Annotated in this window: 22 protein-coding genes; 16 read left to right on the forward strand and 6 right to left on the reverse strand. The window is 53.3% G+C overall.

Translation table 11 applies throughout. The annotated features are described in order from the left end of the window. Window positions 1–36 precede the first annotated feature (36 nt). From E5161_RS00945 to E5161_RS00965, 5 genes are all read left to right on the forward strand, one after another. Complete coding sequence (locus E5161_RS00945) at window positions 37–1731, forward strand: M3 family oligoendopeptidase (RefSeq protein WP_136775716.1); 1695 nt, start codon at window positions 37–39, stop codon at window positions 1729–1731. A gap of 105 nt (window positions 1732–1836) precedes the next feature. Further along, window positions 1837–3591 (forward strand): ABC transporter ATP-binding protein, encoded by a 1755-nt coding sequence (locus E5161_RS00950; protein WP_136775717.1) that lies wholly within the window; start codon window positions 1837–1839, stop codon window positions 3589–3591. A 46-nt stretch (window positions 3592–3637) separates the two neighbouring features. Beyond that, entirely contained in the window at window positions 3638–3958 is a 321-nt protein-coding gene (locus E5161_RS00955; protein ID WP_136775718.1) for a hypothetical protein, read from the forward strand. A gap of 15 nt (window positions 3959–3973) precedes the next feature. Further along, window positions 3974–5197, forward strand: a complete 1224-nt coding sequence (locus tag E5161_RS00960) for a DHH family phosphoesterase (protein ID WP_136775719.1) — start codon at window positions 3974–3976, stop codon at window positions 5195–5197. 50 nt (window positions 5198–5247) lie between these two features. After that, window positions 5248–5958: a hypothetical protein gene (locus E5161_RS00965; RefSeq protein WP_136775720.1), complete on the forward strand. Its 711-nt coding sequence runs from the start codon at window positions 5248–5250 to the stop codon at window positions 5956–5958. Between the two features lie 39 nt (window positions 5959–5997). On the opposite strand, the gene E5161_RS00970 is transcribed toward E5161_RS00965, so the two are convergent. After that, entirely contained in the window at window positions 5998–6462 is a 465-nt protein-coding gene (locus tag E5161_RS00970) for a hypothetical protein (protein ID WP_136775721.1), read from the reverse strand. 116 nt (window positions 6463–6578) lie between these two features. Here E5161_RS00970 and E5161_RS00975 point away from each other — a divergent pair, with 116 nt between their 5' ends. Beyond that, a complete protein-coding gene (locus E5161_RS00975) occupies window positions 6579–7334 on the forward strand; it encodes a class I SAM-dependent methyltransferase (RefSeq protein ID WP_136775722.1) in 756 nt (251 codons plus the stop codon). A 30-nt stretch (window positions 7335–7364) separates the two neighbouring features. Continuing rightward, on the forward strand, window positions 7365–8081 hold the full coding sequence (locus tag E5161_RS00980; protein ID WP_211246666.1) for a M15 family metallopeptidase: 717 nt from the start codon (window positions 7365–7367) through the stop codon (window positions 8079–8081). Between the two features lie 3 nt (window positions 8082–8084). Here the strand turns inward: E5161_RS00980 and E5161_RS00985 are convergent, their stop codons facing one another. The 5 genes from E5161_RS00985 to E5161_RS01005 form a co-directional block, all read right to left on the reverse strand. Beyond that, window positions 8085–8924, reverse strand: coding sequence for a DegV family protein (locus E5161_RS00985; RefSeq protein WP_136775723.1), 840 nt, complete (start codon window positions 8922–8924; stop codon window positions 8085–8087). A gap of 91 nt (window positions 8925–9015) precedes the next feature. Then, entirely contained in the window at window positions 9016–10353 is a 1338-nt protein-coding gene (locus tag E5161_RS00990; RefSeq protein ID WP_136775724.1) for a GerAB/ArcD/ProY family transporter, read from the reverse strand. Continuing rightward, window positions 10346–10588 carry a hypothetical protein gene (locus E5161_RS00995; RefSeq protein ID WP_136775725.1) on the reverse strand — a complete coding sequence of 81 codons (243 nt, stop codon included), beginning with the start codon at window positions 10586–10588 and terminating at the stop codon, window positions 10346–10348. Before E5161_RS00995 ends, E5161_RS00990 begins: the two co-directional genes overlap by 8 nt. Further along, window positions 10588–11766 carry a Ger(x)C family spore germination protein gene (locus tag E5161_RS01000; protein WP_169306538.1) on the reverse strand — a complete coding sequence of 393 codons (1179 nt, stop codon included), beginning with the start codon at window positions 11764–11766 and terminating at the stop codon, window positions 10588–10590. Before E5161_RS01000 ends, E5161_RS00995 begins: the two co-directional genes overlap by 1 nt. Further along, on the reverse strand, window positions 11756–13429 hold the full coding sequence (locus tag E5161_RS01005; RefSeq protein ID WP_136775727.1) for a spore germination protein: 1674 nt from the start codon (window positions 13427–13429) through the stop codon (window positions 11756–11758). Before E5161_RS01005 ends, E5161_RS01000 begins: the two co-directional genes overlap by 11 nt. 172 nt (window positions 13430–13601) lie before the next feature. Here E5161_RS01005 and E5161_RS01010 point away from each other — a divergent pair, with 172 nt between their 5' ends. From E5161_RS01010 to icmF, 9 genes are all read left to right on the forward strand, one after another. Continuing rightward, window positions 13602–14453: a patatin-like phospholipase family protein gene (locus tag E5161_RS01010; RefSeq protein ID WP_136775728.1), complete on the forward strand. Its 852-nt coding sequence runs from the start codon at window positions 13602–13604 to the stop codon at window positions 14451–14453. Between the two features lie 236 nt (window positions 14454–14689). Continuing rightward, window positions 14690–15409: a glucosaminidase domain-containing protein gene (locus E5161_RS01015; protein WP_136775729.1), complete on the forward strand. Its 720-nt coding sequence runs from the start codon at window positions 14690–14692 to the stop codon at window positions 15407–15409. A 65-nt stretch (window positions 15410–15474) separates the two neighbouring features. Continuing rightward, window positions 15475–16260: a DUF3892 domain-containing protein gene (locus E5161_RS21015; RefSeq protein WP_246042052.1), complete on the forward strand. Its 786-nt coding sequence runs from the start codon at window positions 15475–15477 to the stop codon at window positions 16258–16260. Between the two features lie 114 nt (window positions 16261–16374). Further along, window positions 16375–17505: an acyl-CoA dehydrogenase family protein gene (locus tag E5161_RS01025; RefSeq protein ID WP_136775730.1), complete on the forward strand. Its 1131-nt coding sequence runs from the start codon at window positions 16375–16377 to the stop codon at window positions 17503–17505. Window positions 17506–17547: 42 nt separating this feature from the next. Then, window positions 17548–18669: a citrate synthase gene (mmgD, locus tag E5161_RS01030; protein WP_136775731.1), complete on the forward strand. Its 1122-nt coding sequence runs from the start codon at window positions 17548–17550 to the stop codon at window positions 18667–18669. Further along, window positions 18666–20081: a bifunctional 2-methylcitrate dehydratase/aconitate hydratase gene (locus E5161_RS01035; protein ID WP_136775732.1), complete on the forward strand. Its 1416-nt coding sequence runs from the start codon at window positions 18666–18668 to the stop codon at window positions 20079–20081. The genes mmgD and E5161_RS01035 overlap by 4 nt, the downstream gene beginning before the upstream one ends. A gap of 12 nt (window positions 20082–20093) precedes the next feature. Beyond that, window positions 20094–21011, forward strand: a complete 918-nt coding sequence (prpB, locus tag E5161_RS01040; protein ID WP_136775733.1) for a methylisocitrate lyase — start codon at window positions 20094–20096, stop codon at window positions 21009–21011. 90 nt (window positions 21012–21101) lie between these two features. Further along, window positions 21102–22244 (forward strand): acyl-CoA dehydrogenase, encoded by a 1143-nt coding sequence (locus tag E5161_RS01045; protein WP_136775734.1) that lies wholly within the window; start codon window positions 21102–21104, stop codon window positions 22242–22244. 29 nt (window positions 22245–22273) lie between these two features. Continuing rightward, complete coding sequence (gene icmF / locus E5161_RS01050) at window positions 22274–25444, forward strand: fused isobutyryl-CoA mutase/GTPase IcmF (RefSeq protein ID WP_136775735.1); 3171 nt, start codon at window positions 22274–22276, stop codon at window positions 25442–25444. Window positions 25445–25454 lie beyond the last annotated feature (10 nt).

A 25454-nucleotide genomic window follows, 5' to 3' on the forward strand; every position in this document is an offset into this window, starting at 1 on the left:
GGTAAGGAGTTAAGAAAAGAGAGGATGGTCGGATTCATGAAATTCCAGGATTATCATTATGAACGTCCGGATGTGAAGCAGATCGGGCAGCAATTGAAGGAATTGCTCGACTCCTTTAACAATGCTGAAAGCGTTACCGAACAAAACGAGGTAATGGAATCGATCAACCAATTGCGCAATGCCTACTACACGCAAGAGACGCTCGTTTCCATACGGCATTCCATCGATACTACGGATGAGTTCTATAAGGCGGAGCAAGCTTACTTCGATGAGGTCAATCCGATCTTTCAAGAATACATAACGGATTTTTATCGCGCCTTGACGGCCTCCAAGTTCAGAGAGGAGCTGGAAGCCAAATGGGGCGCTCAACTGTTCAGCCTGGCCGAAATGTCACTAAAGACATTCAGTCCCGAGATTATCGAAGATTTGCAGCAGGAGAACAAGCTGTCCACGGAATACAGCCGGCTCATCGCATCCGCCAAAATCCCGTTCGAAGGGGAGGAGCGTACGCTGGCCCAGCTCACGCCTTTCGAGGAGTCGACGGACCGGGACATGAGACACCGGGCTGCAGAAGCGAGATACGGATTTTTGGCCGAAAATGAACAGGAACTGGATCGTATTTACGACGACCTGGTGAAGGTTCGTACGAAAATCGCCAAGAAACTGGGCTTCAACAATTTCGTCGAACTCGGTTACGCACGCATGAACCGCACGGATTACAATGCGGACATGGTGAAGAACTTCCGGGACCAGGTGGCGCAATATATGGTTCCGGTCACGACCAAGCTCAAAGAGCGTCAGCGCAACCGCATTGGCGTCGATCAATTGAAATATTACGACGAGAATTTCAGCTTCAAGACTGGCAACGCCACGCCCAAAGGAGATCCGGAATGGATCGTGGAGAACGGCGCGAAAATGTATAAGGAATTGTCGCCGGAAACCGACGCCTTCTATACGTTCATGAGGGACAACGGGCTGATGGACCTTGTCAGCAAAAAAGGCAAGCAAAGCGGGGGCTACTGCACCTATTTGCCGGATTATAAGGCTCCGTTCATTTTCTCCAACTTCAACGGCACCTCCGGGGATATCGACGTGTTGACGCACGAGGTCGGCCATGCCTTCCAGGTGTACGAAAGCCGCGGCTTCGAAGTGCCGGAATACGGATTCCCAACGTATGAAGCATGCGAAATTCATTCGATGAGCATGGAGTTTTTCACCTGGCCGTGGATGGAACTGTTCTTCCAAGAAGACACGGCGAAATACCGCTTCGACCATTTGTCCGGTGCGCTCCTGTTTATTCCGTACGGAGTGGCGGTGGATGAATTTCAGCACTTCGTATACAGCAATCCTGAAGCGACGCCGGACGAGCGCAAAGCCGAATGGCGCAAAATCGAGAAAAAATATTTGCCTCACCGCAACTACGACGGCAACGATTACCTGGAGCGCGGCGGTTTCTGGCAGAAGCAGCAGCACATTTACCGCTCGCCTTTCTATTATATCGATTACACGCTGGCGCAAATTTGCGCGTTCCAATTCTGGAAGCGCATGAACGAGGACTACAAAGCGGCTTGGGCGGATTATTTGAAGCTGTGCAAGCAGGGCGGAAGCAAGTCGTTCTTGGAGCTGGTCGAGGTGGCCGGTCTGATCTCTCCGTTCAAAGACGGCTGTGTCGTTTCCGTGATGGGCGACATCGAGAACTGGTTAAACGGTGTGGAGGATACGAAGCTGTAAAAATGAACAAGCGAGGCAAAACAAGCTGCCGGTACTTCGGCGGCTTGTTTTGCGTTTATGAATTATAATAGGTTGAGTGTTCAATACAAAGTATGGGAGTCTAACATGACAAGCTTTCGACTATATTTGCAATTCGTCAAACCCTATTGGAAAATCGTGCTGCTCACCGTGGTGTTCGGCATGCTGAAATTCGGAATTCCGCTAACGCTTCCGTTGATCATGAAATATATCGTGGACGATCTGCTGCTCAGCACGCTGCCTCTGGCCGATAAGACGAACCGGCTGATGCTCGTGATGACTGGCGCATTCGCTCTTTTTGTCGTCGTCCGTGCGCCGGTCGAATATTTCAGGCAGTATTTCGCTCAGATGACCACGAGCCGGATCCTGTACGACATGCGGAACAAGCTGTATGACCATATTCAAAAACTTTCGCTGACTTATTATCACAATCACCGGTCCGGGGAAATCATCTCCCGCATGATGAACGATGCGGAACAGACCAAGAACATCGTGGAGACGGGCCTCATGAATGTGTGGCTCGATTTGTTCACGCTCACGATCGCACTAGGCTTCATGTTCCACATGAATGCGGATCTCACCTGGGTCGCAATCGCTGTGTTTCCGTTTTATGCCGTATCGGTAAAGAAGCTGTACAAACGTTTAAGGGCATTAACGAAATCCAGATCCCAAGCGCTTGCAGAGTTGCAGGGGCATTTGTTTGAACGAGTGAACGGAATCCCGGTCATCAAAAGTTTTACGTTGGAACAAGTGGAAAAAAACCGGTTCGACGAGAAAAACCGGGTATTTCTTCGCCGCGCATTGTCGCTGACGAAGTGGAATGCGCTCACCAACGGCATCATCAATACGCTGACGGATATCGCACCGCTGGCGGTGTTGTTTTTCGGCGCTTATCAAGTGATGAAACAGGATCTCACGCTGGGCGCTTTCGTCGCCTTCTTCGGATATTTGGACCGGTTGTATAACCCGCTTCGGCGGTTGGTGAATTCATCTACGGAACTAACCCAAGCCAGTGCTTCCTTGGACCGTGTCGTAGAATTGATGAATGAGCCTTACGATATTACCGACGCGCCGCATGCCCAACCGCTCCAGAAAGTGGCCGGCTCCATCGAATTCCGCGACGTATCTTTCCGGTACAATCCGGAATCGGGTTGGGTGCTGAAAAACATTTCACTGAAAATCAAGCCGGGCGACACCGTGGCGTTCGTAGGCATGAGCGGAGGCGGAAAGTCCTCCCTGATCAGCCTGATTCCCAGGTTTTACGATGTGGAAGAGGGACAAATCCTTGTCGATGGCACCGACATCCGCGACATGACGCTTCATAGTCTCCGCGGTCATATCGGCATGGTTCTGCAGGATAACATCTTGTTTAGCGGGACGGTGCGGGAAAACATTTTGTTCGGAAAACCGGATGCCTCGGAGGAGGAAATGATGCAATCAGCCGTTGCGGCCAATGCGGAGGAATTCATTAAAGGATTGCCCCATGGATACGATACGGAAATCGGCGAACGAGGAGTGAAATTGTCCGGAGGTCAGAAGCAGCGTATTGCGATTGCCCGAGTCTTCTTAAAAAATCCGCAAATTCTCGTGCTGGACGAAGCGACATCCGCACTGGACCTCGAGTCTGAGCATCTCATTCAAGAGTCGCTGGACCGGTTGGCCAAGGACCGGACGACGCTGATCGTGGCGCACCGTTTGTCCACCATTACGCATACCGATCAGATCGTTGTTGTGGAGCACGGCGAGATTAAGGAAATCGGCACGCATGACGAATTGATGCGGGAGGACGGGGCATATGCCCGTTTGTTCAAGGTGCAGAATCTGCAGGAAGTGAACGTTTGATTGCGTTACTGATGGGCATGCTACCCCTGAAGGCGGTGGTTTCCATATGTGGACGATTAAGGCACGTCATGTGCGCGACGCGGACGGCGGTACAGCGGCACTCGAGCTGGAAACTGAGGACCGACGTCTGGATGTGAACGTACGTTGGGACGGGTGCATGGAGCTCCATGTGTATTCGGTAACGGAAGAAAACCGCGAGCTGCACGATACTTTTCATACCTGCGACCTCGTCGGATTTATCGAAGCCCTTCATTCGTTGAATGAAGTATGCCGGCATTATTTCGATAAAGGCAGCTACTGGGAACGCGATCCGGATGATGAGGATAGGGCAACGGATAAACTAGACGCGGAAATCAGTTACCAATAAGCGGGGGAGCCGTACATGTACTATTTGTTTACACATAACGATCTGGACGGAATCGGGTGCGGCATTGTGGCCCGCTGCGCCTTCGGCGACAATGTGGAAATCCGGTACAACTCGGTGGACAGCTTAAACCCGGAGGTTCACCGATTCCTGCAACGCAGACAAAATAAAAGAAAAAAGAACGACACGCTGTTCATCACCGACTTATCCGTACATGAGGAGAACGCCGGCCGGCTCTCCCAATACGAGGAAGCCGGCTTGAACGTGAAGCTGATCGATCACCACAAATCCTCTCTGCATTTGAATCAATACCCTTGGGCGAACGTCAGAGTAGCTTATGACGATGGGCGTCTCGCGTCTGCCACATCGCTGTTTTTCGATTATTTGAGCCAGCAAGGCCTGCTCCAGCCGACAGAGGCGCTCACTCAGTTCGTGGAATTGATTCGCCAATATGATACCTGGGAATGGGAAGCCAACGACAACCCGCGGGCCATTCAGCTGAACCACCTGTTTTTCATGACCTCTCTCGACGAGTTCGAAGAAGACATGACGGATCGAATGAAACAGCCTGAAGGGTTTGCTTTCACGGAGTTCGAACAAAAACTCCTGGAGCTGGAAGAGGAAAAAATCGAACGCTACATCCGGCGCAAAAGACGGGAACTGGTCCAGACGTTCATCGACGAACGTTGTGTGGGGATCGTACATGCGGAGAATTATCACTCGGAGCTTTCCAGCGAGCTCGGCAAGGAGAATCCGCATCTGGACTATATCGCGATCTTGAACGTGGGCGGGCGTAGAATGAGCCTCCGTACCATCCATGATGAGGTGGACGTCTCAGAAATTGCCGGTCAATACGGCGGCGGGGGGCATGCCAAAGCTTCCGGTTGTACGTTGACGGCTGAGGCGTACGCCAAATATGTGCATGCACCGTTCGGCATGGAACCCATCCGGCCGGACGCCAATCGCAACCGGTATAACGTCAAAGGTTCGGATTACGGAAATTTGTATGAAGACCGGGAAGCCGAGCAATTCTATATTTTCTCCACCGGCCGGGATTGGCGCATCGACCATAACGGCGAGACACTGCCCCAATATTTCGGCTCCTTCCGGGAAGCGGAACGGTTCGTGAAACGCGACCATCAGGCGTGGTTAGTTCGGGATGAGGCATTCGTGAAGTATTTAATGGAGCATTTGCAGTGGACGAAGAAAGAATGGGAGCGTGCGCGTCATAGTATGGAGTGAGGTGTAAAAAAGCCATACAGTCAGCGGTGCGATATGGGGCGGTGACAAGGTTGTCTGAACTGAATCTTGCCACGGAATGGGACATTTATTTACTTGCGGGAGTCGGTTCTTCCAGAAGCATTTTTGCGGCATGCAAAAGGGAGCTTCAGCAGCGTTTTCAGGAGGAGGGCCGTGATCCGGTCATTCGTGAGCTTTTTCCTTACGGCGACCACTCTGTTCGATTAATTCGGCAAGTGATGGAAGTCGGTGCGGATTTGGCGGGTTTGCGCGGCTTGCTCCGATCCGGCGGCCGGGATGCGGCGGAACAGGTCCGAACCTTGTCTGCCGGCCGGCCGGTGCTGTTCATCGGCCATAGCGGAGGTTCGGTCGCGGCGTATCAAGCAGCGGTCAAGTTGAGCGAGGAAGGGGTGATTCCGGATTTTCGGGTCGTGCAGGTCGGCTCTCCCAAGGTACCGATCCGTCCGGAGCATCGTCGGAAGGTCAGTTATTTCGTTGCGGTGGACGATCAGGGACACCGGGTGGACCCGATCACACGTCTGGGCAGATGGGGTGGATGGGCCCGCAACAGGCTTGGCGTCCGGTATTGGGACAAAATGAAATACGCGCCCGGACTCATCGGCTCGATCACGGTGTTGGGAGGGCACGAACATTATTTTCGCAACGATGACCGCTACATTCATCCGGAGCGCGGTTCCAACTTAAGTCTCACGCTGGACAGCATTTGGGAAAGAGTAGCGGACTATGCGGAACAAGTGACCTGATCGAAAAGAAAGCGACTCTACGCGAGTCGCTTTTTGCATTTAACGGGTGCCGGAACGCCGGCGGAAAAGGCGGAAGAGCAAGTAAATGATCACGCCCCAGAACAGAAGGCCGATCAAGGAAAAGCCGCCGGGCGCACCGCCGAAGCCGAACGGGTTGAACAGATGTCCGAGGAGGGAGCCGGCAACGAAACCGCCGAACAAGCCGCCCAAGCCTCCGAACCCGGTTCGCGGCGCCGGCGTGGCGGCTCCGGGCGTGCGGACCGCTCTTCCCGGAGTTCCCGGGGTAACTCCGGTTCTGCCGGGAGTGACGCCGGGATTATAACCGATCCTCCCGGATCGAAAACCTCCGCCGCGACGCAGTGCCTCCGGCTGATACGTGTCATTCCCGTCTGTGGGGACAGGGGGAACGATCACTCCGTGTGCCACCGGGGTTGCTTGGATTTCCGGCGCGGCTTGAAATAGGAAATGAATGCCCAGGATGAAACTCCACACCACAATACGCACATTATTTCCTCCGATCTTTGCCATGGCGTCAGAGGTAGCATGTGCATATTTTCGTGCTTTAAGCGCGCCGAATCAATGTATAATCATGGAAGAGACAGACGAGAGGGTGAAGGCATTTGGACAATAAAGAACGTTTTTCGAACCGGGTCGATACCTACGTGAAATATCGTCCAAGTTATCCGAAGGAAGCGATCGATTATTTGTACGACGCTGCCGGCTTTCGTCCGGATGCTGTCGTTGCCGATGTCGGCGCGGGCACGGGTATTTTCTCGCGATTGCTTTTGGAGCGCGGCAGCAGGTTGATCGCTGTCGAACCCAACGATAACATGCGGGAGGCAGCGGAAAGTGCATTTGGCAGCGATTCAAGGTTTCGGGGTGTGCGCGGTTCCGCGGAGGCTACGGGACTGGCGGACGAATCGGTCGATTTCATCGTATGCGCACAAGCCTTTCATTGGTTTGACCGCAGTGCGGCACAAACGGAGTTTCGGAGAATCTTGAAACCCGGCGGGAAAGCGGCGCTTCTTTGGAACACACGGCTCACACATGGCAGCCAATTTCTTGAAGAGTATGAGGCGTTGCTTCACAAGTTTGGAACCGATTACGGACAAGTGAATCATCAAAACATTTCAAGAGAAACGATTCGTCTTTTTTTCCAAGCAGGTTCTTTTCAGGAGGCGCATTTTCCAAACCGGCAAATTTTTGACTTCAACGGTCTGAAAGGCCGGCTGCAGTCGTCTTCCTACAGCCCTCCGGAAGGGGACCCGAATTTCGAACCAATGATGGCGGAACTCCGCTCCATATTCGATCGGAATGAGAAGAAAGGCCGGGTGTTCTTCGATTATGTGTGTGACGTTTATTGGGGAAAGGTTTAGGAGCGTGAGATAACAGAAATGATGTCGATCATGAGCTTTTGGAAGAAACTTACGGTCGGTGCTGTTTCGCTTGCACTGCTGGTCGTTACCGTTGCCAATGCCGGCGCCGCGGAAGAGCAGTTCACGAAGAAGCGTCAATTGCCGAAAGGTTTCGTATATTTGGACGAAGTGATGCCAACAGCCGAATTCGATATCCGCTATTATAGCGAGTATAACTTTGCGGGCACGCGGATCGACGGTTACTGGGCGCCGCTGCCGATCATGACGGTTGAAACTGCCAAGGCGCTCAAAAAAGTGAACGATGAACTTGAGAAAAAGGGCTATCATTTGAAAGTTTACGATGCTTACCGTCCGCAGAAAGCGGTCGACCACTTTATTCGTTGGTCCCAGGATGCCGGCGATACGAAAATGAAAAAAACCTTTTATCCGAACGTGGATAAAAGGAATTTGTTCAAGCTCGGTTATCTCGCCAAAAAATCGGGCCACTCCAGAGGAAGTACCGTGGATCTGACGATCGTGGAAACCAAGAGCGGGAAAGAACTCGACATGGGATCGCCTTTTGATTTGTTGGACGAGATATCCAGCCATGGAACGAAGCGAATCAGCGCGGAACAGAAGGCCAACAGGGACTTGCTCAAAAACGTCATGATCAAGCATGGTTTTAAATCATACAGCAAGGAATGGTGGCATTACACCTTGCAAAAAGAACCTTTTCCGGCCAAATATTTTAATTTTGATGTACAATAGCGGTCATTTCGTATAATACATAAAGCCAATCGCGCCCGGACCGGTATGCGTCGTAATGACCGGTGTAGCCGGCCGGATCATGACGGGAGCCGATGTGATCCGTGCAATTTCTTCCCGAAGCCGCTCGGCCAGCGGCAAATTATCGGCGTGAGAAATCCCGATCCCGCCGACGATTTTATCCTTGATATCTTGCTCGAAGCGCTCGATCAGCGTTTTGAGTACGTGCGAAGTGGTTCTGACCTTGGCAAGAGGCGTATATACGCCTTTCTCCAGCATCGCGATCGGCTTGATCTTGAGCACGCTGCTTAACCAACCCACCGCTTTGCCGACGCGTCCGCCTTTGATCAAATTTTCGAGCGTCTCGAGAACGACTAACAATTTGGTCTCCTTGAGCACCTGTTTCAACCGGCCCACAATAGATTCGATCGAATGGCCTTGTTCCGCCAGCTGTGCGGCTTCGACAACCTGAAAGCCGAGCGCTTGCGAAATCATGAGGGAGTCGACCACCGTCACGTCGCTCGTTGAGATCTGGGCCGCCGCGCAAGCCGTGGAGTAGGTTCCGCTCAAGCTGCCGGACATATGGATGGACAAAATTTTGTCGCCATCCGCACCCAGCCGGTCATACGTATCCACGAATACTCCGATGGGAGGCTGCGACGTTTTAGGCAGCTCTTCGGAGTTTTTCATTTTACGGATAAATTCAATCGGTGAAATCGTTACGTTGTCCTGGTACGATTCTCCGTTTACAAAGACAGATAAAGGAATCACTTCGATCCGATGCTGCTCCAGCAGTTCCTTCGGCAAATCCGTTGTGGAGTCGGTTACAATTTTGATGCCGGCCATAGGTCAGCTCCTTAAAAAAATAAAAAAATCAAATATTATCTACGATAAACGATAGGAAAAGTTTCATCAACCGTTCCACGGAGTTCCTGGATTATGCGGCGCTTCCCGTTTGTTGTTCAATGGACCGCTTTTGTTCCATATAGGTGGAAATGACGGTGCCGAACAGAGACACGGCGTAGCCGCCGGCGCAGATTCTGGCCGCCCATTGATAGTCTTTAGACAAACACATGCCCGCGACGATACAAACCAATCCAAACAAAATCCAGAGATGCGTTACCCGCATCCATATTCTCCAGGAGCGCTCGCTTTTTTTCTCTTGTTCGGTGCGTTGACCGGCTGCGGTATCGGAAGGCTTCGACTTTCTCCAAGCCAGCAGCAGAAGAATCAGCAGGCCAATCGGCTGAACGGCGTACATATACACGGGAAAGCCATAGTTGGCGAAGATGGCGACATCCGGCGTTCCGCTAAACGCGAACTCGCAAGTGAGGAGAATGAACAATCCGGCCGACCGGCTGTAAAATTGATAATTGTTCGATTTGGTGAAGCTGGTGAGCCCGATGAGAACCGCAAAAAACGTAATCGTCAGGTTGATCACGAACGACGGGAAGTAAATACTGAATTCGAATATTTCCACACGGTCAAGAAAGTCGGTGATGTGAATTTGTTGAACCATCGCATAGGTGGGAAAATTCTCTTTGGCCATAATATCGGCCCCCAGCACGGTGATCCCGGTCGCGATCAACCAAGTGATCAAAAGCACCGTAAGAGATAGGCCGTGCCGGAAAGCGGCGAGCAGCGATTTCGGGTTCGTGATGCCCGGGAGAAAAGCCGCGAACGCCACGATGTCCCCATAATAAGATGCGGACATCAACCCGGCTAAACCGATATCTCCTGCGGGTTCCACCACCGAGGGTTCCAACTGGGTAATACTCATCTCGTTGCTCAACAAAAGAGGCAAGGCAAAAACCATCAAAGCCAGGAAAACAAAAAAGATATCGTTAACACGCGCGGAAACCTCCACACTCGTTTTCCCGTAGTAGACGAGAACAATGAAGAGCAGAAGAAGTGTGATCTCATAGGGCGTCCGCAGCAGCAAATTGGTCTTGATAAATCCCATGAAAAGCATCGAATCCCGAGCGAAGATAAACCACATATGCAGCAGAAATATCAGTTTGAGAAAGCCGCCGCCCCATTTCCCGGCGAGTTCCGTACTGATCTCGAAAAAATTTTTGCCCGGAAAGAGCTTGGCCAGACGATAAAATACATAACAAACGCAGATGCCGTAACACAATGGGAACCATTGGGTGAGCCAGGCATCCTGGGCAGCGATCCTGCTCAATTGCTGCGGCAAATTGATAATCGCACTGGTCACGAGATAAGAAACGATCAGCCATCCGAATTGACGCTGGCTTATCCGATATCTACGCATGAAAAGTACCTCGCACAAGTGTATTGATCCATGGGGCTACATAACGAATGAAGAAAGTGGTTGGCATCGGAATACGGACATTGGCCGCATATGCAATATAGAGAAGCAAAGTGGCGGCATTTAAACAAACGTACAGCGGCTTGCTCACGTTTTTCACCTTGCGATCTTTCCATTTGATGTAGTCTCCGAACAGCGAAACCAGCCAAACTACGGCAAATGCAACAAGGAATATCATTACTCTCGGGTCACCTCGGCTATGTTGGAAGAGATATATCCGATCTGAATAATATCGGTTTGAACCTGAAGGTCGAAATCCGCCTTATCCATCCGATCCCGCCAATCATGCCGATACGTGGATTGCCATTTCCCCGGATGACTTCTCCAAATATGCTTTCCCAGATCGATCGGGTCCGTTTTGTATTTTTGGATTTGCTTCAGCGTTTCCAACAGGGTTTGCCGAAGCGATTCGCTGGCTTTATCTCTCACTTGCCGGAAGATAACGGGATCGGTTAGATCGCTGCCCGACAAGTTTTCCATCACGGCCATTTTGCTCCATACTTTAATTTGAAAGGTAACGTTGTTCTTAGCTTTGAAGACCGGCCGAATCGTTGTTCTTGCATCGGTCATTTCCAGGCTGATATGCTTTTGTCCGAAAGGAATCACAATATCGTACGGACGAGAATGTTTTCGGAGTAAGTTGAGGGCGTTCGCTTTGTCTTTTTCGAACGTATCCACCATTTTATCCTGTTTGAAATGGGCATAACCGAGCAACTGGATTTCCGTTTTCTTATCGGACCCGCCTTCCGTTTCTTTTTTTCCCAAATAGAGAATAACCGGATCACTGTAGGGAGTATTGAGCTCTTGAGCGACATTTTTGATATTGATGACCGCGCGGCCCTGCGCCTTGGCCATCTCGCGTATCGCTTCACCTGAGAACCGCTCTAACGGCGGATCGGTGTTGAGCAGATCCGCAGCTTTGCCCTTCGATACAATCATATAGGAGGTAATGCGGTTTTCCGTGAAACGCGAGATGGCTTCAAATAGATCGCGAATACCGTGTGTGCGCGCAAGATCTTCCCCAATGATGACTACACGCCGGTGGGCGGAAAACAAACGCCGTGAGGATCTGGCTTGTACTTTGGCGGAGGCTTCCCGGATCGTCCGACCGGTGTCGGAATCAATATAGTAGGTTTTGTCACCGCCGGAACCGCCGCCGCCGCCTTTCGCGCCGCCTAATTGCCCCGCCAAAGGGATTTGCACGGTGACCCGAAAGTTTCCGTCCGGCTCCAAATCGTACGCGGTTGTAAGGATAAAGGCGACGTCGTTGATTTCTCTCCGGTCCCAGCAGCCGGTAAGCGGTACAACGACAGCCACGGCTATCATTATGAAGAGCAGCCGAAGTTTATTTTTCATCTTGCCCATCTCCGGAAGATTCGTCGTTGCGGCCGTGGTTCACATCGATTCCTTTTTGGCCGCGCTGTCTCCAAATGCTCTTCGTCAGCGAACCTTTGACCCGAACATCGTCCAACACATTCAAGAACCCGGGCCTTCTCTGTATGGACCAGTTCGGAGAGCGGATGAAGACATCGGTCAAACTGGCCGGATTCATCGGACCGATCGGCGACAAGTAGGGAACTCCGAACGAACGAAGGTTGGCCATATGTCCGATGAGAATCATTAGCGCAATCAAAATTCCGTAAACGCCGAACATCGCGCCCATGACGATGAAGGGAAACCGCAGCATGCGGAGGGCGATCGCTCCGTTAAAGCTTGGGATCGTAAAAGAAGCGATACCGGTAATCGCCACGACGATGACCATCGGCGCCGACACGATGCCGGCTTCTACCGCAGCTTGCCCGACCACGAGGGCGCCCAAAATGCCGACCGCCGAACCGACGGCTTTCGGAAGCCGAATGCCCGCCTCCCTTAAAGCTTCGAAGGTGACTTCCATGATCAAAGCTTCGACGACAGCCGGGAACGGAATATGCTCACGTGCCGACGCAATGCTGAACAGGAGGGTGGTCGGAATCAGCTCCGCGTGATAGGTCGTGATCGCCACGTAAAGGCCGGGCATAAACAGGGAGATAAACAAGAATACATAGCGCAGCCAACGAATGAGCGTGCCCATTTGGAACCGTTCGTAATAATCTTCCGACGCCTGCAGCAGTTGATAAAACGTCGTCGGCAGCAGAAGGACCATGGGCGTCCCGTCGATCACGATGGCTATGCGTCCATTCATGAGCGCTATCGCCACCGTATCGGGTCTTTCCGAGACCTGCATTTGCGGGAACGGGGAGAAGGCGTTGTCTTGGATGAACTCTTCGAGAAAACCGGATTCTACCATAATGTCGACGTCGATTTTCTCGATTCTGCCGATGGCTTCTTCAATTAAGCCGGGATTGGTGAGACCTTCAACATATATGAGCGCAACGGGTGTTTGGCTTCGCCGTCCCAACACGAACGGTTTCGTTTTCATGTGCGGCGATTTGATACGACGCCTGATCAAAGAAGTGTTGATCCGCAAATTTTCGGTGAAGCCCTCCCGCGGTCCCCGAACTACGCCTTCGGTTTCCGGCTCGTTCACGGAGCGTCCGGCCGGACCGCGTATGCCGAGAAGCAGGCCTTTGGCATTGCTATGAAGGAGAATGCCTGTGTCCCCGTTCAATACCCCTTCCAGAAACTCTCCGTAATTTTCCGTTGTCTTCACTTGCGAGACGGGCAGGGAGCGGCTCATGAGCGATTCCACATCCGGCTCCCGGCCTTCGAAGATCATGAGGTTTTCCAGGGCATTTTCCACGAGCTCCGTTTTGACCAATCCGTCTACGAACAAGGCCAAAGCAGGAATATCCTTTTCGATCGTGAAAGGACGGTTGACCACATCCGAACAGTCGGTAAAAATCCGCTTTAGAAACTTTTTGTTCTCCTCCAAATTGTCGGACAAGGGAAGGGTATCCAGCTCGGACAAAAACTCGAATTCGACTGTATCGTAACGAGTTCCGGTTTCTTTTTGGGAAGTCCCATCATCTGTAGATCCGTTATCAGATTCGTTATTGGATGATCCTTTTTTCGGACGCATGAACAGGTCACCTGCCTTGACGATCGAGTGCTGTTATCCCGCTTATCTTCACCTGCCACAGGTTCGATTATGCATCCAATGCCAAAACTGGAAAAGGAAAGTACACTTGTTGTCGATTCTGATCGAACCGTTCTATAATTGAAGAAGTGTGCAAGGGCGAGGAGAGAAGGCAATGGAACCGACGGGCTTGATATTGGAAGGCGGAGGCATGCGGGGGCTTTATACCGCGGGCGTATTGGAATATTTTGCGGAACGGGATTTGTATTTTCCTTATCAAATCGGAGTGTCCGCCGGTGCATGCATGGCGGTCAGTTATTTATCCAGACAGAGAGGCCGCAACAAAAAGGTGAACATCGACTTCGCCGGAGATTCGCGTTATTTGTCTTGGCGCAAGCTCCTAATTCGAAGAGAGCTGTTCGGCATGGATTTCATTTTCGGAGAAATACCGAACAAGCTCGTTCCGTTCGATTTCAAGGCATTCCGGGAAGCCGAAGAGGAAATGGTCGTCGGCACGACCGACATCGAGACCGGAGAGCCTTTGTATTTCTCTAAAAACAAACAGGATCCGGACATGCTGACGGTGCTTCGGGCCTCCAGTTCGTTGCCGTTTTTTGCGCCGATCGTCGAATACGAAGGGAAAAAGCTGATGGATGGAGGGATTTCGGATCCGATCCCGATCCGGCAAGCGGAGAAGGACGGTTACCGCCGTAACGTCCTCATCCTGACGCGGAATGAAGGGTATGTGAAAAGCGCGAATCGCATGAGATGGCTGCTGCGCAAAGGATACGGCCAATATCCCAACTTCATCGAGGTCATGCTGAGAAGGCACGAGGTTTATAATGAAACGGTCGCTTATGTCGAACAACAGGCCAAAGACGGCTCAGCCTTCATTATTCGCCCCGATTTGCCTTTGAGGGTCGGCAGGGTGGAGCAAAATAAAACAAAATTGGAGCAGCTCTATCAGCAAGGTTACGAGGAAGCGAAAAAAATGTTTCCTCACTTGCTAAATTGGTTGAATGGTTGATCATACAGGCACATAACAGCATATCTTGCACCCGATGCGCGAGGCGTTTCGGGTGTTTTTGTTTTTAAACGACAAAAACTTGTTTAAAAGTTACAGATAGTTTGACAAGCTTTTCGGCGAACTATCTGTACAATCCTAGTATACAAAATGTAACGTTATAAGGAGTGATCGAAATCAGTACTTATCTCAGCCGGAAATCTTCTTTTTATGTAGTATCCATAGGTTTAGTTCTGTGCATGGTTCTGTACTATGCGATCTTCCTGTACGACCGGTCGGAGGAACGCGTCATTTCCATATCGGAAAGCGCTTTCCAAAAGCACCAAAGCTTTCTCGTCAAACAGCCGGTGTACATTTCGTGGAACGAGAATGCGGAGACCGACGAAACGATTCATAAATACGAGAAAGAAGTGAACTTGAAGGAGAATGCGCCAACGGAAGTATTTGCGTCAAGTCAGGACACCGTTCCGTCCGCGGACACGTTGGAACCGGCGGTTCCGGCAACGGAAGCGGACCCTGCCAAACCGACTTCCGCCGTATTGTCCGATTCAGGCCTTACGAAAGAACACATTGCCGGCATGTTCGAAGATACCGCGCTGTCCGGACAAGCGCTGGAGGATCCGATTCTCGAAATCGAGGAAAAGTACGGAATTAACGCTTACTTCACGATCGCCGTGATGAAACTGGAAAGCGGGAACGGGACAAGCCGGTTGGCAAAAGAAAAAAACAATTTGTTCGGTCTGAACGCGATCGACGGGCGGCAAAACGAGCTGGCGTTCCGTTTCCGGACCAAGGGGGACTCTGTAAGGGAGTTCGGTGATATTATCAACCGCGTCTATTTGAAAAAGGGCTACACGACTGTCGAGAAGGTCGCAAAAAAATATTGCCCCGCGAATCCGAAATGGGCGTCTCTCGTGAAAAATATTATGAAAAGCGACTATCAAAAGTATGTGATGTGAAATAAAGAAAAACTGCATAACCGCCAACTTCTGGGAGGAACCTATACGCAGGAGGTGCATTCTGCGTGCAGCAGCAACAAACCGGTTTTCAGGGATTCGGACAAGGCCAAGGTTTTTGGCAAAGTCAAGGATACGGACAGCAAGGCAAGGGAAATTGGCAGAGCTCGGCATACGGTCAACAGGTTCAAGGGTTTGGGCAAGGTTACGGTCAACAGGTGCAAGGCTTCGGGCAGGGACAAGGGTCTGGGCAAGGTCAAGCTTACGGGCAGCATTGGGGGCCTGACACCAGATACCAAAACGCGGTCGAACCGACGCACAACGGGAACTTTGCTTTTAACGGACAGCCGGTACCGCAGTTCGGTTCTGCCGGCCAGCAGGCGTTCATGACGCAAGCCCGCAATAACGGCGGCGGCCAAACGTTCGAAGGCGGCATGCCGGCACCTGGTTCCACTGGCAATCCGAATGCCCCATTCGGTCAGCGGAATACAGGGATCAACAATGCGGACGCCCGAAACGTGGGATATCAAGGCGGATTCACCGGCTATGGCCCGAACGGGCAGCCGGTTCAGTTCGGAACTTTCATGCGCGACGGCACGCAATACGGGGCAGGTCCGCACACAATCGATCCGAACAAGGCGTTCATTCAAGCGGTTCGGTATCAGGACGGAAACATTGCCGCCGTCATGTTTCAAGACGGCTCGGTTGTCGACGTCGCCACCGCGATCGGCATGGCGGAGGCCGGATTAATCGAAGACGTGAACACGGGACGCAACCGAGAAGGACAAAAAACGCTCCGTTCTTACCCGGATGGCGAACCCAGCAACAACCTTTCCCGTCTCCCTAGGTTTTAAAAAAATCGAACCTTTACAAGAAGAGCCTGATTCGCGGGCTCTTTTTTTTGTTCCGGAACAAGAATAACCTCCGCATAAGATGGAAGTGACGGCAGTGTAGGAGGAGGCAGTCGCATGAATTTTCATTTTACCGAACAGCAGCGTTCCGTGATCCACCTGGCACGAGAGTTTGCAGAGCATGAACTGGCACCCGGAGCAGCGCAGCGTGATGAACATGAACGCTTTGACCGCGGATTGTTTGCGAGACTGGGAGAACTCGGGTTGACCGGTGTTCCATTGCCTCGTTCGCACGGAGGACGCGGCTTGGATTTCGTCGCTTATGCAGGCGTGATCGAAGAACTGTCGAAAGTATGCGCGTCTACGGGTGTTATGCTGTCGGTACATACTTCGCTAGTCGGCTGGACTTTGTTCCAGTATGGCACGGAAGAGCAGAAAAGAAAGTTTTTGCTGCCTGTTGCGGAAGGTTCGATGCTCGGCGCTTACAGTCTGACCGAGAGCGGCTCCGGCTCGGATGCCGGGGCGATGAGAACGAGCGCGGTGAAGCAAGGCAGCAGTTATATTTTGAACGGCACCAAAATATTTGTAACCAATGCGGGGGAAGCAGACCTTTACATCGTGTTCGCGGTGACCGATTTTCAGCAGCGTACGAGAGGATGCAGCGCGTTTATCATCGAGAAGGGCACGCCGGGTTTTCATGTCGGCAAAAAAGAAAAAAAGCTGGGAATCCGCTCCTCGTCGACACGCGAACTGATTTTCGAAGACTGCCGCGTGCCGGCATTCCATTTATTGGGACAGGAAGGAGAAGGGTTCAAAATCGCGCTGGCGGCATTGGACGGGGGACGGATCGGGATTGCCGCACAAGCCTTGGGTATCGCTCAGGCGGCGTTTGACGCAGCGATTACATGGACGAAAAGCCGTAAACAGGCGGCGCCTGAAATCGCGATGGAGTCGATTTTGGCCGAAATGGCCGCTCATATTGAGGCGGCAAGACTGCTGGCCTATCAAGCGGCGTGGAGGAAAAGCGCCGGACTGCCCTACCGCACATTTTCGTCGATCGCGAAGCTGTTTGCGAGCGATACCGCCATGCGCGTGACTTCAGATGCCGTGCAGCTGCTTGCTCAGGATCCCGTCACGAATACTTCAGCGGTGGAACGTTATTTCCGCGATGCCAAGGTCACGCAAATTTACGAAGGGACCAACGAGATTCAGCGCCTGGTCATTTCCCGGATGCTTTTGGCCGACTGAACGTTTCGAAAGCGAGGTTTGCGAAAGAAGGGAGAAACACAGATGGACGACACGTTTTATCCCGGACTTGAAAATGTCATCGCCAGTGAGACACAGATTTCCTATTTGGATGTCGAGAACGAAGAGATCGTGATTCGCGGCTACGATCTGATGGATCTCGCCCGAAACGCCAAGTACTTGGATCTCGTGGCTCTATTGCTGGACGGCGGGTTCCCGACCTCGGAAAGGCGCAATGAACTGGAACAAAAAATCAAATCGGAGTACGAGTTGCCGGTGCAGTTGTTTTCCGTGTTACAGCTTCTTCCCCTTAACGCCCATATGATGGATGTGCTGCGAACCGGCATTTCCGCTTTGGCCTGTTTTGAAACCAATCTGGACGACCGTTCTGTGAATGCGAATTACCAGAGGGCGATCCGTTTGCTCGCCAAGGTGCCGCAAATCGTGGCGAACGGCTATCACGCCGTCCGCAATGAGCCGCTCATCCAACCGCGCGGGGACCTGACGTATACGGCGAATTTCTTATATATGATAACCGGTCAAATCCCTTTACCGATAGAAGCAGACGTTTTCGACCAATGCCTCATGGTGTACAGCGAACACGAGATGCCGAATTCGACCTTCGCGGCGCGGGTGATCGCGTCCACACAATCGGATATGTACGGCGCGCTCACCGGCGCCGCCGCGTCGCTCAAAGGCAATTTGCACGGAGGCGCGAACGAAGCGGTGATGAACATGCTGCAGCTAGCCGGCTCGGAGGCGGAGCTGGAAGCGTTAATTCTGGAGAAACTGTCGCGCAAAGAACGTATCATGGGCTTTGGCCACCGGGTGTACATGAACAAGCCGGATCCGCGGGCGATGCTCATGAAAGAAGCATTGGCACACTTGGCCAAACAAAAAAACGAGCTCCAGCTGTACGACAAATGCGTGGTAGGCGAGTTCGTCCTGAAACGTGAAAAAAATTTGTACCCGAATCTCGATTATTACGCGGCGCCTGTCTTTCATTTGCTGGGCATTCCGACCGAGCTGTTTACGCCCGTCTTTCTTGCCGCACGAACCGTCGGCATCAGTGCGCATGTGTTGGAGCAGCACGAAAACAACCGGCTTTTCAGGCCGCGGGTGCTCTATAAAGGTCCCAGAAATTTGCGCCCGCCTCAAATCGTATGAAGTTCGACCCTTTGCTGGAGCAAATCGCCGATTACACGTTGGATTACGTCGTAGAAAGCGGAGAGGCCTACCGTATTGCCCGGTATGTGCTCATGGATTCACTGGGCACGGCTTTGCTGGCTTTGCGTTTCCCTGAATGCGCCAAGCTGCTCGGGCCGGTTGTTCCGGGCGCCTGGCTGCCCGGCGGCGCGCGGGTGCCGGGTACCCAGTTCGAGCTGGATCCGGTACAGGCGGCGTTTAATATCGGCTGCATGATCCGATGGCTGGATTACAACGATACATGGCTTGCCGCCGAGTGGGGGCATCCATCCGACAATCTTGGGAGTATTTTGGCTGTCGCCGATTATGTCAGCCGCTGCCGGTTGGCCGAAGGCCAACAGCCGCTTAGTATGAAGGACGTGTTGACGATGGCCGTCAAAGCGCATGAGATCCAAGGCGTGTTGGCGCTGGAGAACAGCTTGAACCGTGTCGGATTGGACCATGTGCATTTTGTGAAGGTGGCTTCCACAGCGGTTGCCGTCGTGCTGCTTGGCTTCAGCAAGGAGCAGCTGCTGAGTGCGCTATCCCAGGCTTGGATCGACGGAGCGAGTTTACGGACATATCGCCACGCGCCGAATACCGGTTCACGCAAATCGTGGGCTGCCGGCGATGCGGCGAGCCGCGCGGTGAGGCTGGCCTTCCTGTCGAAGGCAGGGGAAATGGGTTATGCCACGGCGCTTACGGCGAAGACGTGGGGATTCCAAGATGTGCTGCTGGGAGGCCGGGAACTGAAGCTGGGCCGCCCTCTCGGCACGTATGTGATGGAAAATATACTGTTTAAAATATCGTTCCCTGCAGAGTTTCACGGACAGACTGCGGTAGAATGCGCGTTCCGGCTGCATCCCTTGGTGCGCGGGCGTCTCGATGAGATCAGCCGAATTGAAATCACGACACAGGAATCCGCCATCCGCATCATCGACAAGACAGGGCCGCTGCACAATCCGGCGGACCGTGACCACTGTCTGCAATATATGGTCGCCGTCGGGCTGCTGCACGGCGCGTTAACCGCGGAGCACTACGAAGAAGAAGCCGCGGCCGATACGAGAATCGACAGCCTGCGAGAGAAAATGGTCGTCACGGAAAATGAACAATATAGCCGAGATTACCTCGACCCCGACAAACGTTCGATCGCTAACGCGGTTCGGATCCATTTTCACGATGGGACCATGACGAAAAAGGTCGTATGCGAGTATCCGATCGGCCACAGGAAAAGACGGGAAGAAGGGCTGCCGAAAGTTGTGGATAAATTTACGACTAACTTGCTGACCCGTTTCCCGCGTAAGAAAGCGGAGGATATATTGAACCTCATGCTGGACGAGGAGCGTTTGATTCGAACGCCGGTAACGGAATTTATGGCGTATTTCGTCATTTGACCGGAGGTATGTATGTCTTGGTTGGTGGAAGATGGACCGAATCAATGGAGGTTGGCCGAGGATTTTCGAAAGCTGGTCGAATCAGGGCCGATCTTGCGTCTTCCCGGAGCGCACGACGGACTGACGGCACAATTGGCCAAGCGGCACGATTTTAAAGCCATTTATCTATCCGGGGCCGCGTATACTGCTAGCAGAGGACTCCCGGATCTGGGCCTGATTTATTCGACAGAGGTTGCAGAGCGGGCGCGGGAGCTGGTGCGCGCCTCCGGACTGCCTCTGCTGGTCGATATCGACACCGGATTCGGCGGGATCCTGAATGTGGCCAGAACGGCGAAGGAGATGGTGGAGGCCAAAGCGGCGGCGGTGCAGATCGAAGATCAGGAAATGCCGAAAAAATGCGGACATTTGGACGGCAAGCGATTGATTCCCGCAGCCGAAATGGCGCAAAAAATCGGAACGATCAAGACGGCGGCCCCGAATTTATTCGTCGTCGCCCGTACAGATGCCAGAAGCGTGGAAGGCTTGGAAGCCGCGATCAAGCGGGCTGACCTGTATCTCGCCGCCGGGGCGGATGCGATATTCCCGGAGGCTCTGGAAAGCGAAGAAGAGTTTCGAAGCTTTGCGGAATACGTGAAAGCTCCGCTGCTCGCGAACATGACCGAATTCGGGAAAACCCCATATTTTCGCGCGGATCAGTTCGAAAGCTGGGGCTACCGGATGGTGATCTATCCGGTCAGTTCGATGCGGGCGGCGGCCAAAGCCATTGAACGGGTATTGGCGGAAATTGCGCAAACCGGAACGCAGAAGGCCGCGCTGGCCAACATGCAAACGCGTGAAGAGCTGTATGACACGATTCGTTACCGAGATTATGAAGCGATGGAATCGAAGATTTTCCATGCTTTACTGCCAGATGAATCTCCTCCCGATTAAACCGTAAAGGACGTCAAAGGCTTCGCTGATGGATGTCGGTGGAGCCTTTGCGTATGTATGCACCTGTCGTGCCGGAAGGGAGGAAAGTCCATGGATTTTGCTTTAACGACGGAGCAGGAAATGATCCGTTCCATGGTCCGGGACTTCGCCGAAAACGAAATCGCCCCCAGCGCCGCCATTCGCGACGAGGAAGAACGATTCGACCGGACACTGTTCGAAAAAATGGGCGGGCTGGGCTTGGCGGGCATTCCCTGGTCGGAAGCCTGCGGAGGACTGGGCGCCGACTACGTCACGTATGTGCTGGTTGTTGAGGAACTGTCGCGGGCATGCGCCTCAATGGGCGTTACGCTGTCCGCTCATATATCGCTTGCGGGTTGGCCGATTTTTACGTACGGCACGGAGGAGCAGAAGCAGCGTTTTTTGCGTCCGATGGCGGAGGGCCGAAAGCTCGGCGCCTATGCGCTGACCGAGAGCGGGTCGGGCTCCGATGCCGGTGCGATGCGAACGACGGCCACCCGGGACGGCGAGTTTTATGTGCTGAACGGATCGAAAATGTTCATTACGAATGCCGGGGAAGCCGAAATTTACGTCGTGTTCGCGATGACGGAACCCGGGCTTAAGCATAAGGGCTGCAGCGCGTTTATCGTGGAGAAAGGAACGCCCGGGTTCACTTTCGGGAAAAAAGAGAAAAAGCTCGGGATCCGCTCTTCTCCCACGATGGAGATTATTTTCGATGAATGCCGGATACCGTATCAAAATTTGCTGGGGCTGGAGGGAGAAGGTTTTACGATCGCCATGCGCACTTTGGATGGCGGACGCAACGGCATCGCCGCGCAGGCAGTCGGGATCGCGCAAGCCGCCATGGACGCTTCCGTCGCCTACGCGAAGCATCGCGTGCAGTTCGGCAAGCCGATCGGGCAGCAGCAGGCGGTGGCGTTCAAGCTGGCCGACATGGCGGCTCGAATTGAAGCGGCGAGACTGCTGACGTATCAAGCGGCGTGGAGGGAGAGCGAAGGGTTGAGCTACGGCAAGGAGTCGGCGATCGCCAAGCTGTTTGCCTCGGATACCGCGATGGCGGTGACGGTGGAAGCGGTGCAAATATTCGGAGGTTATGGGTATACGAAAGATTTTCCGGTGGAGCGGTATATGCGGGATGCGAAGATTACGCAAATTTACGAGGGCACGAACGAGATTCAGCGGCTGATCCTCTCCCGCATGCTGCTGGCGGATTGAAGAAAGGAGGAGCTGCGGTGGCCTCGCGCATGAACGAACCTTCACGTCACAAAGTGAGATTTGTTACCGCATCGGCGTTGTTCGACGGCCATGACGTTTCGATCAACATCATGCGGCGGCTCCTTCAGGCAAGCGGAGCGGAGGTGATCCATCTCGGCCACAACCGGTCGGTCGACGAAGTCGTGCGGGCCGCCGTCCAAGAAGATGTGCAGGGGATCGCGGTTTCCTCTTATCAGGGCGGACATGTCGAATATTTTACTTATATGATCGACTTGCTGCGGGAAAAAGGGGCGAGCAGTATCCGGGTTTACGGCGGCGGAGGAGGCGTCATTCTTCCTTCGGAGATCGCCATGCTGCACAAGTATGGAGCCGCGAGGCTTTTCTCGCCCGACGACGGCAGAGAGCTGGGTTTGCAGGGCATGATCGATGTCATGATGAAAGAGTGCGATTTTTCGACCGTTGAAGGGTTTGTGCCGCAAGGGGATGCCGCAGTACAGACGGATCAACGGCATCTGGCGCAGTGGATTACGGCCGTAGAGAGCGGAATGTTGAGAGCGGATACCGCCACCGGCGCCGGCCGCGGCTGCCCAGTTGTCGGCTTGACCGGTACAGGAGGAGCCGGGAAAAGCAGCTTGGCCGACGAGTTGATCCGGCGGTTTCTGCGGCAATATCCGGACCGGACGATCGCGGTCCTCTCCGTGGATCCGACCAAGCAGCGTACGGGCGGCGCCTTGCTCGGAGACCGGATCCGCATGAACACCGTCCATTCGGACCGGGTGTATATGAGAAGTTTAGCCACGCGGGCTTCGGGTCATGAGCTGTCCGATGCTCTCCGTCCAGTGATTCCGATCGTGAAAGCGGCCGGCTTTGACCTGATTCTGGTAGAGACGAGCGGGATCGGGCAAGGAGACAACCGGATCGCGGAAATCGCGGATGTGTCCGTTTACGTCATGACCAGTGAATACGGCGCCCCTTCTCAATTGGAAAAAATCGATATGCTCGATTACGCCGACTTGATCGCAATCAACAAATTCGACCGGAAAGGCTCGGCGGACGCGCTGCGAGATGTAAAGAAGCAATACCAACGGAATCATGCGTTATTTGATCGGCCGGTAGACGCCATGCCGGTCTACGGCACGATGGCCAGCCGGTTTCACGATCCCGGCGTGAACGCTTTGTTCTCCGCGCTTATCGATACGCTCAATCGAAAATGCGGGTCACAGTGGCTGCCGCCCGATTTCTCTTCGGATCCTGACGGAGAAAATCATAGGATCATTCCGAACGAGCGCGTCCGTTACCTGGGTGAAATCGCGCAGACCGTTCGATCCTATCGCGCTTTTGTGGAACGAGAAGCCGCGTGTGCAGCCGCAAGTCATCAGTTTGAAGGGGCTCTCGCAGCGCTTCGGGAGGCGAACGCCTCTGAGGAGATACTGAAGGAACTGGAGAACTGCCTGGCTGCTAACGAAAAGCGTATGCACCCCCAGACGCGGGAGCTGCTGGCCCGTTGGCCGGAAGTTCGGCAGCGATATGAGGAGACGTATATGACCAGTCTGTCCGGGCTCGCGATTCCGAAGATCAGCTTGCCGAAATTCCGGGATCGGGGCGATTCGGTTCGCTGGCTCTATCTCGAAAATGTGCCGGGAGAATTTCCCTATACAGCAGGCGTCTTCCCCTTTAAACGCAGAGAGGAAGATCCGAAGCGGCAATTCGCCGGAGAAGGGACGCCGGAACGCACGAACCAGCGCTTTCACTATTTGTCGCAGAACGACAAGGCGAAGCGGCTGAGCACCGCTTTCGATTCCGTTACGCTTTATGGAGAAGATCCGGATGAGCGGCCGGACATTTTCGGCAAAATCGGGGAAAGCGGCGTGAGCGTCTGCACTTTGAACGACATGCAAAAGCTGTACGCCGGCTTCAACCTGTGTGATCCACTGACGTCCGTTTCCATGACGATTAACGGGCCTGCGCCGATTCTCCTCGCCATGTACATGAACACGGCGATAGAGGGTCGTCTGGAGAAGTTCCATGAAGTGAACGGCAGGGCACCTTCAGCCGAGGAAGCCGAGCTGCTGCGCGCAGAAACGCTGCGATCGGTGAGGGGAACCGTCCAGGCTGATATTTTGAAGGAAGATCAGGGGCAGAACACGTGCATATTTTCGACCGAGTTCGCACTCCGGATGATGGGCGATATCCAGCAATATTTTATCGATCATCAGATTCGCCATTATTACTCGGTCTCCATTTCGGGCTATCACATCGCCGAGGCGGGCGCCAATCCGATATCCCAGCTCGCTTTCACGCTGGCCAACGGATTTACGTACGTGGAATATTACTTGTCCCGCGGCATGAAGATAGACGATTTCGCCCCTAACCTGTCGTTCTTTTTCAGCAACGGCCTGGATCCGGAATATACGGTGATCGGCAGGGTGGCGCGCCGAATATGGGCGGCGGTCATGAAGAACAAATACCAGGCCAATGCGCGAAGCCAGAAGCTGAAATATCACATCCAGACGTCCGGTCGTTCCCTCCACGCGCAGGAGATCGATTTCAACGATATCCGAACGACGCTGCAGGCGTTATTGGCGTTTCACGACAATTGCAACTCGCTCCATACGAATTCGTACGACGAAGCGATCACGACGCCGACGGAGGAATCGGTTCGCCGAGCCGTGGCCATTCAGCTTATTCTGACGAACGAGTTCGGGCTGCTCAAAAATGAAAACACGCTGCAAGGTTCGTTCTTCGTGGAGGAATTGACGGATCTTGTGGAGGAAGCCGTGCTGCAGGAGCTGGATCGCTTAAGCGACAGAGGCGGCGTGCTCGGCGCGATGGAATCGCAGTATCAAAGAGGGAAAATCCAGGACGAATCAATGCTCTACGAATCGTTGAAGCACAGCGGCGAGCTGCCGATTATCGGCGTGAACACGTTCTTGAATCCGAATCGGCCGCAGGGAGCCGATCTGAATATTCCCCTAGCCCGCGCCTCGCTCGAAGAGAAGCAGCAGCAGCTTCGGAACTTGCGGCAATTTCAGGCCCGGCATACCGCGGAAGCGCCTGCCGCGCTGGTGAAGCTGCAACAGACGGCGCTATCCGGCGGCAATATTTTCGCCGAATTGATGGAAACCGTGAAAGTGGCCAGTCTGGGCCAAATTACGCATGCGCTTTATGAGGTGGGAGGTCAGTACAGAAGGAATATGTAGCGTGGAGGTG

The sequence above is a fragment of the Cohnella pontilimi genome, assembly GCF_005049045.1.
GTDB classification, from domain to species: Bacteria; Bacillota; Bacilli; order Paenibacillales; family Paenibacillaceae; genus Cohnella; species Cohnella pontilimi.

Excerpts from the sequence above, each read along its gene's own strand:
- E5161_RS01010 (WP_136775728.1), top strand. The coding sequence starts at position 13,602 with ATGGAACCGACGGGCTTGATATTGGAAGGCGGAGGCATGCGGGGGCTT.
- E5161_RS00950 (WP_136775717.1), top strand. The coding sequence starts at position 1,837 with ATGACAAGCTTTCGACTATATTTGCAATTCGTCAAACCCTATTGGAAA.
- E5161_RS01025 (WP_136775730.1), top strand. The coding sequence starts at position 16,375 with ATGAATTTTCATTTTACCGAACAGCAGCGTTCCGTGATCCACCTGGCA.
- E5161_RS00985 (WP_136775723.1), bottom strand. The coding sequence starts at position 8,924 with ATGGCCGGCATCAAAATTGTAACCGACTCCACAACGGATTTGCCGAAG.
- prpB (WP_136775733.1), top strand. The coding sequence starts at position 20,094 with ATGTCTTGGTTGGTGGAAGATGGACCGAATCAATGGAGGTTGGCCGAG.
- E5161_RS01000 (WP_169306538.1), bottom strand. The coding sequence starts at position 11,766 with ATGAAAAATAAACTTCGGCTGCTCTTCATAATGATAGCCGTGGCTGTC.
- E5161_RS01045 (WP_136775734.1), top strand. The coding sequence starts at position 21,102 with ATGGATTTTGCTTTAACGACGGAGCAGGAAATGATCCGTTCCATGGTC.
- E5161_RS00980 (WP_211246666.1), top strand. The coding sequence starts at position 7,365 with ATGAGCTTTTGGAAGAAACTTACGGTCGGTGCTGTTTCGCTTGCACTG.
- E5161_RS00960 (WP_136775719.1), top strand. The coding sequence starts at position 3,974 with ATGTACTATTTGTTTACACATAACGATCTGGACGGAATCGGGTGCGGC.
- mmgD (WP_136775731.1), top strand. The coding sequence starts at position 17,548 with ATGGACGACACGTTTTATCCCGGACTTGAAAATGTCATCGCCAGTGAG.
- E5161_RS00990 (WP_136775724.1), bottom strand. The coding sequence starts at position 10,353 with ATGCGTAGATATCGGATAAGCCAGCGTCAATTCGGATGGCTGATCGTT.
- E5161_RS01015 (WP_136775729.1), top strand. The coding sequence starts at position 14,690 with ATGGTTCTGTACTATGCGATCTTCCTGTACGACCGGTCGGAGGAACGC.
- E5161_RS01005 (WP_136775727.1), bottom strand. The coding sequence starts at position 13,429 with ATGCGTCCGAAAAAAGGATCATCCAATAACGAATCTGATAACGGATCT.
- E5161_RS00945 (WP_136775716.1), top strand. The coding sequence starts at position 37 with ATGAAATTCCAGGATTATCATTATGAACGTCCGGATGTGAAGCAGATC.
- E5161_RS00955 (WP_136775718.1), top strand. The coding sequence starts at position 3,638 with ATGTGGACGATTAAGGCACGTCATGTGCGCGACGCGGACGGCGGTACA.
- icmF (WP_136775735.1), top strand. The coding sequence starts at position 22,274 with ATGAACGAACCTTCACGTCACAAAGTGAGATTTGTTACCGCATCGGCG.
- E5161_RS00995 (WP_136775725.1), bottom strand. The coding sequence starts at position 10,588 with ATGATATTCCTTGTTGCATTTGCCGTAGTTTGGCTGGTTTCGCTGTTC.
- E5161_RS01035 (WP_136775732.1), top strand. The coding sequence starts at position 18,666 with ATGAAGTTCGACCCTTTGCTGGAGCAAATCGCCGATTACACGTTGGAT.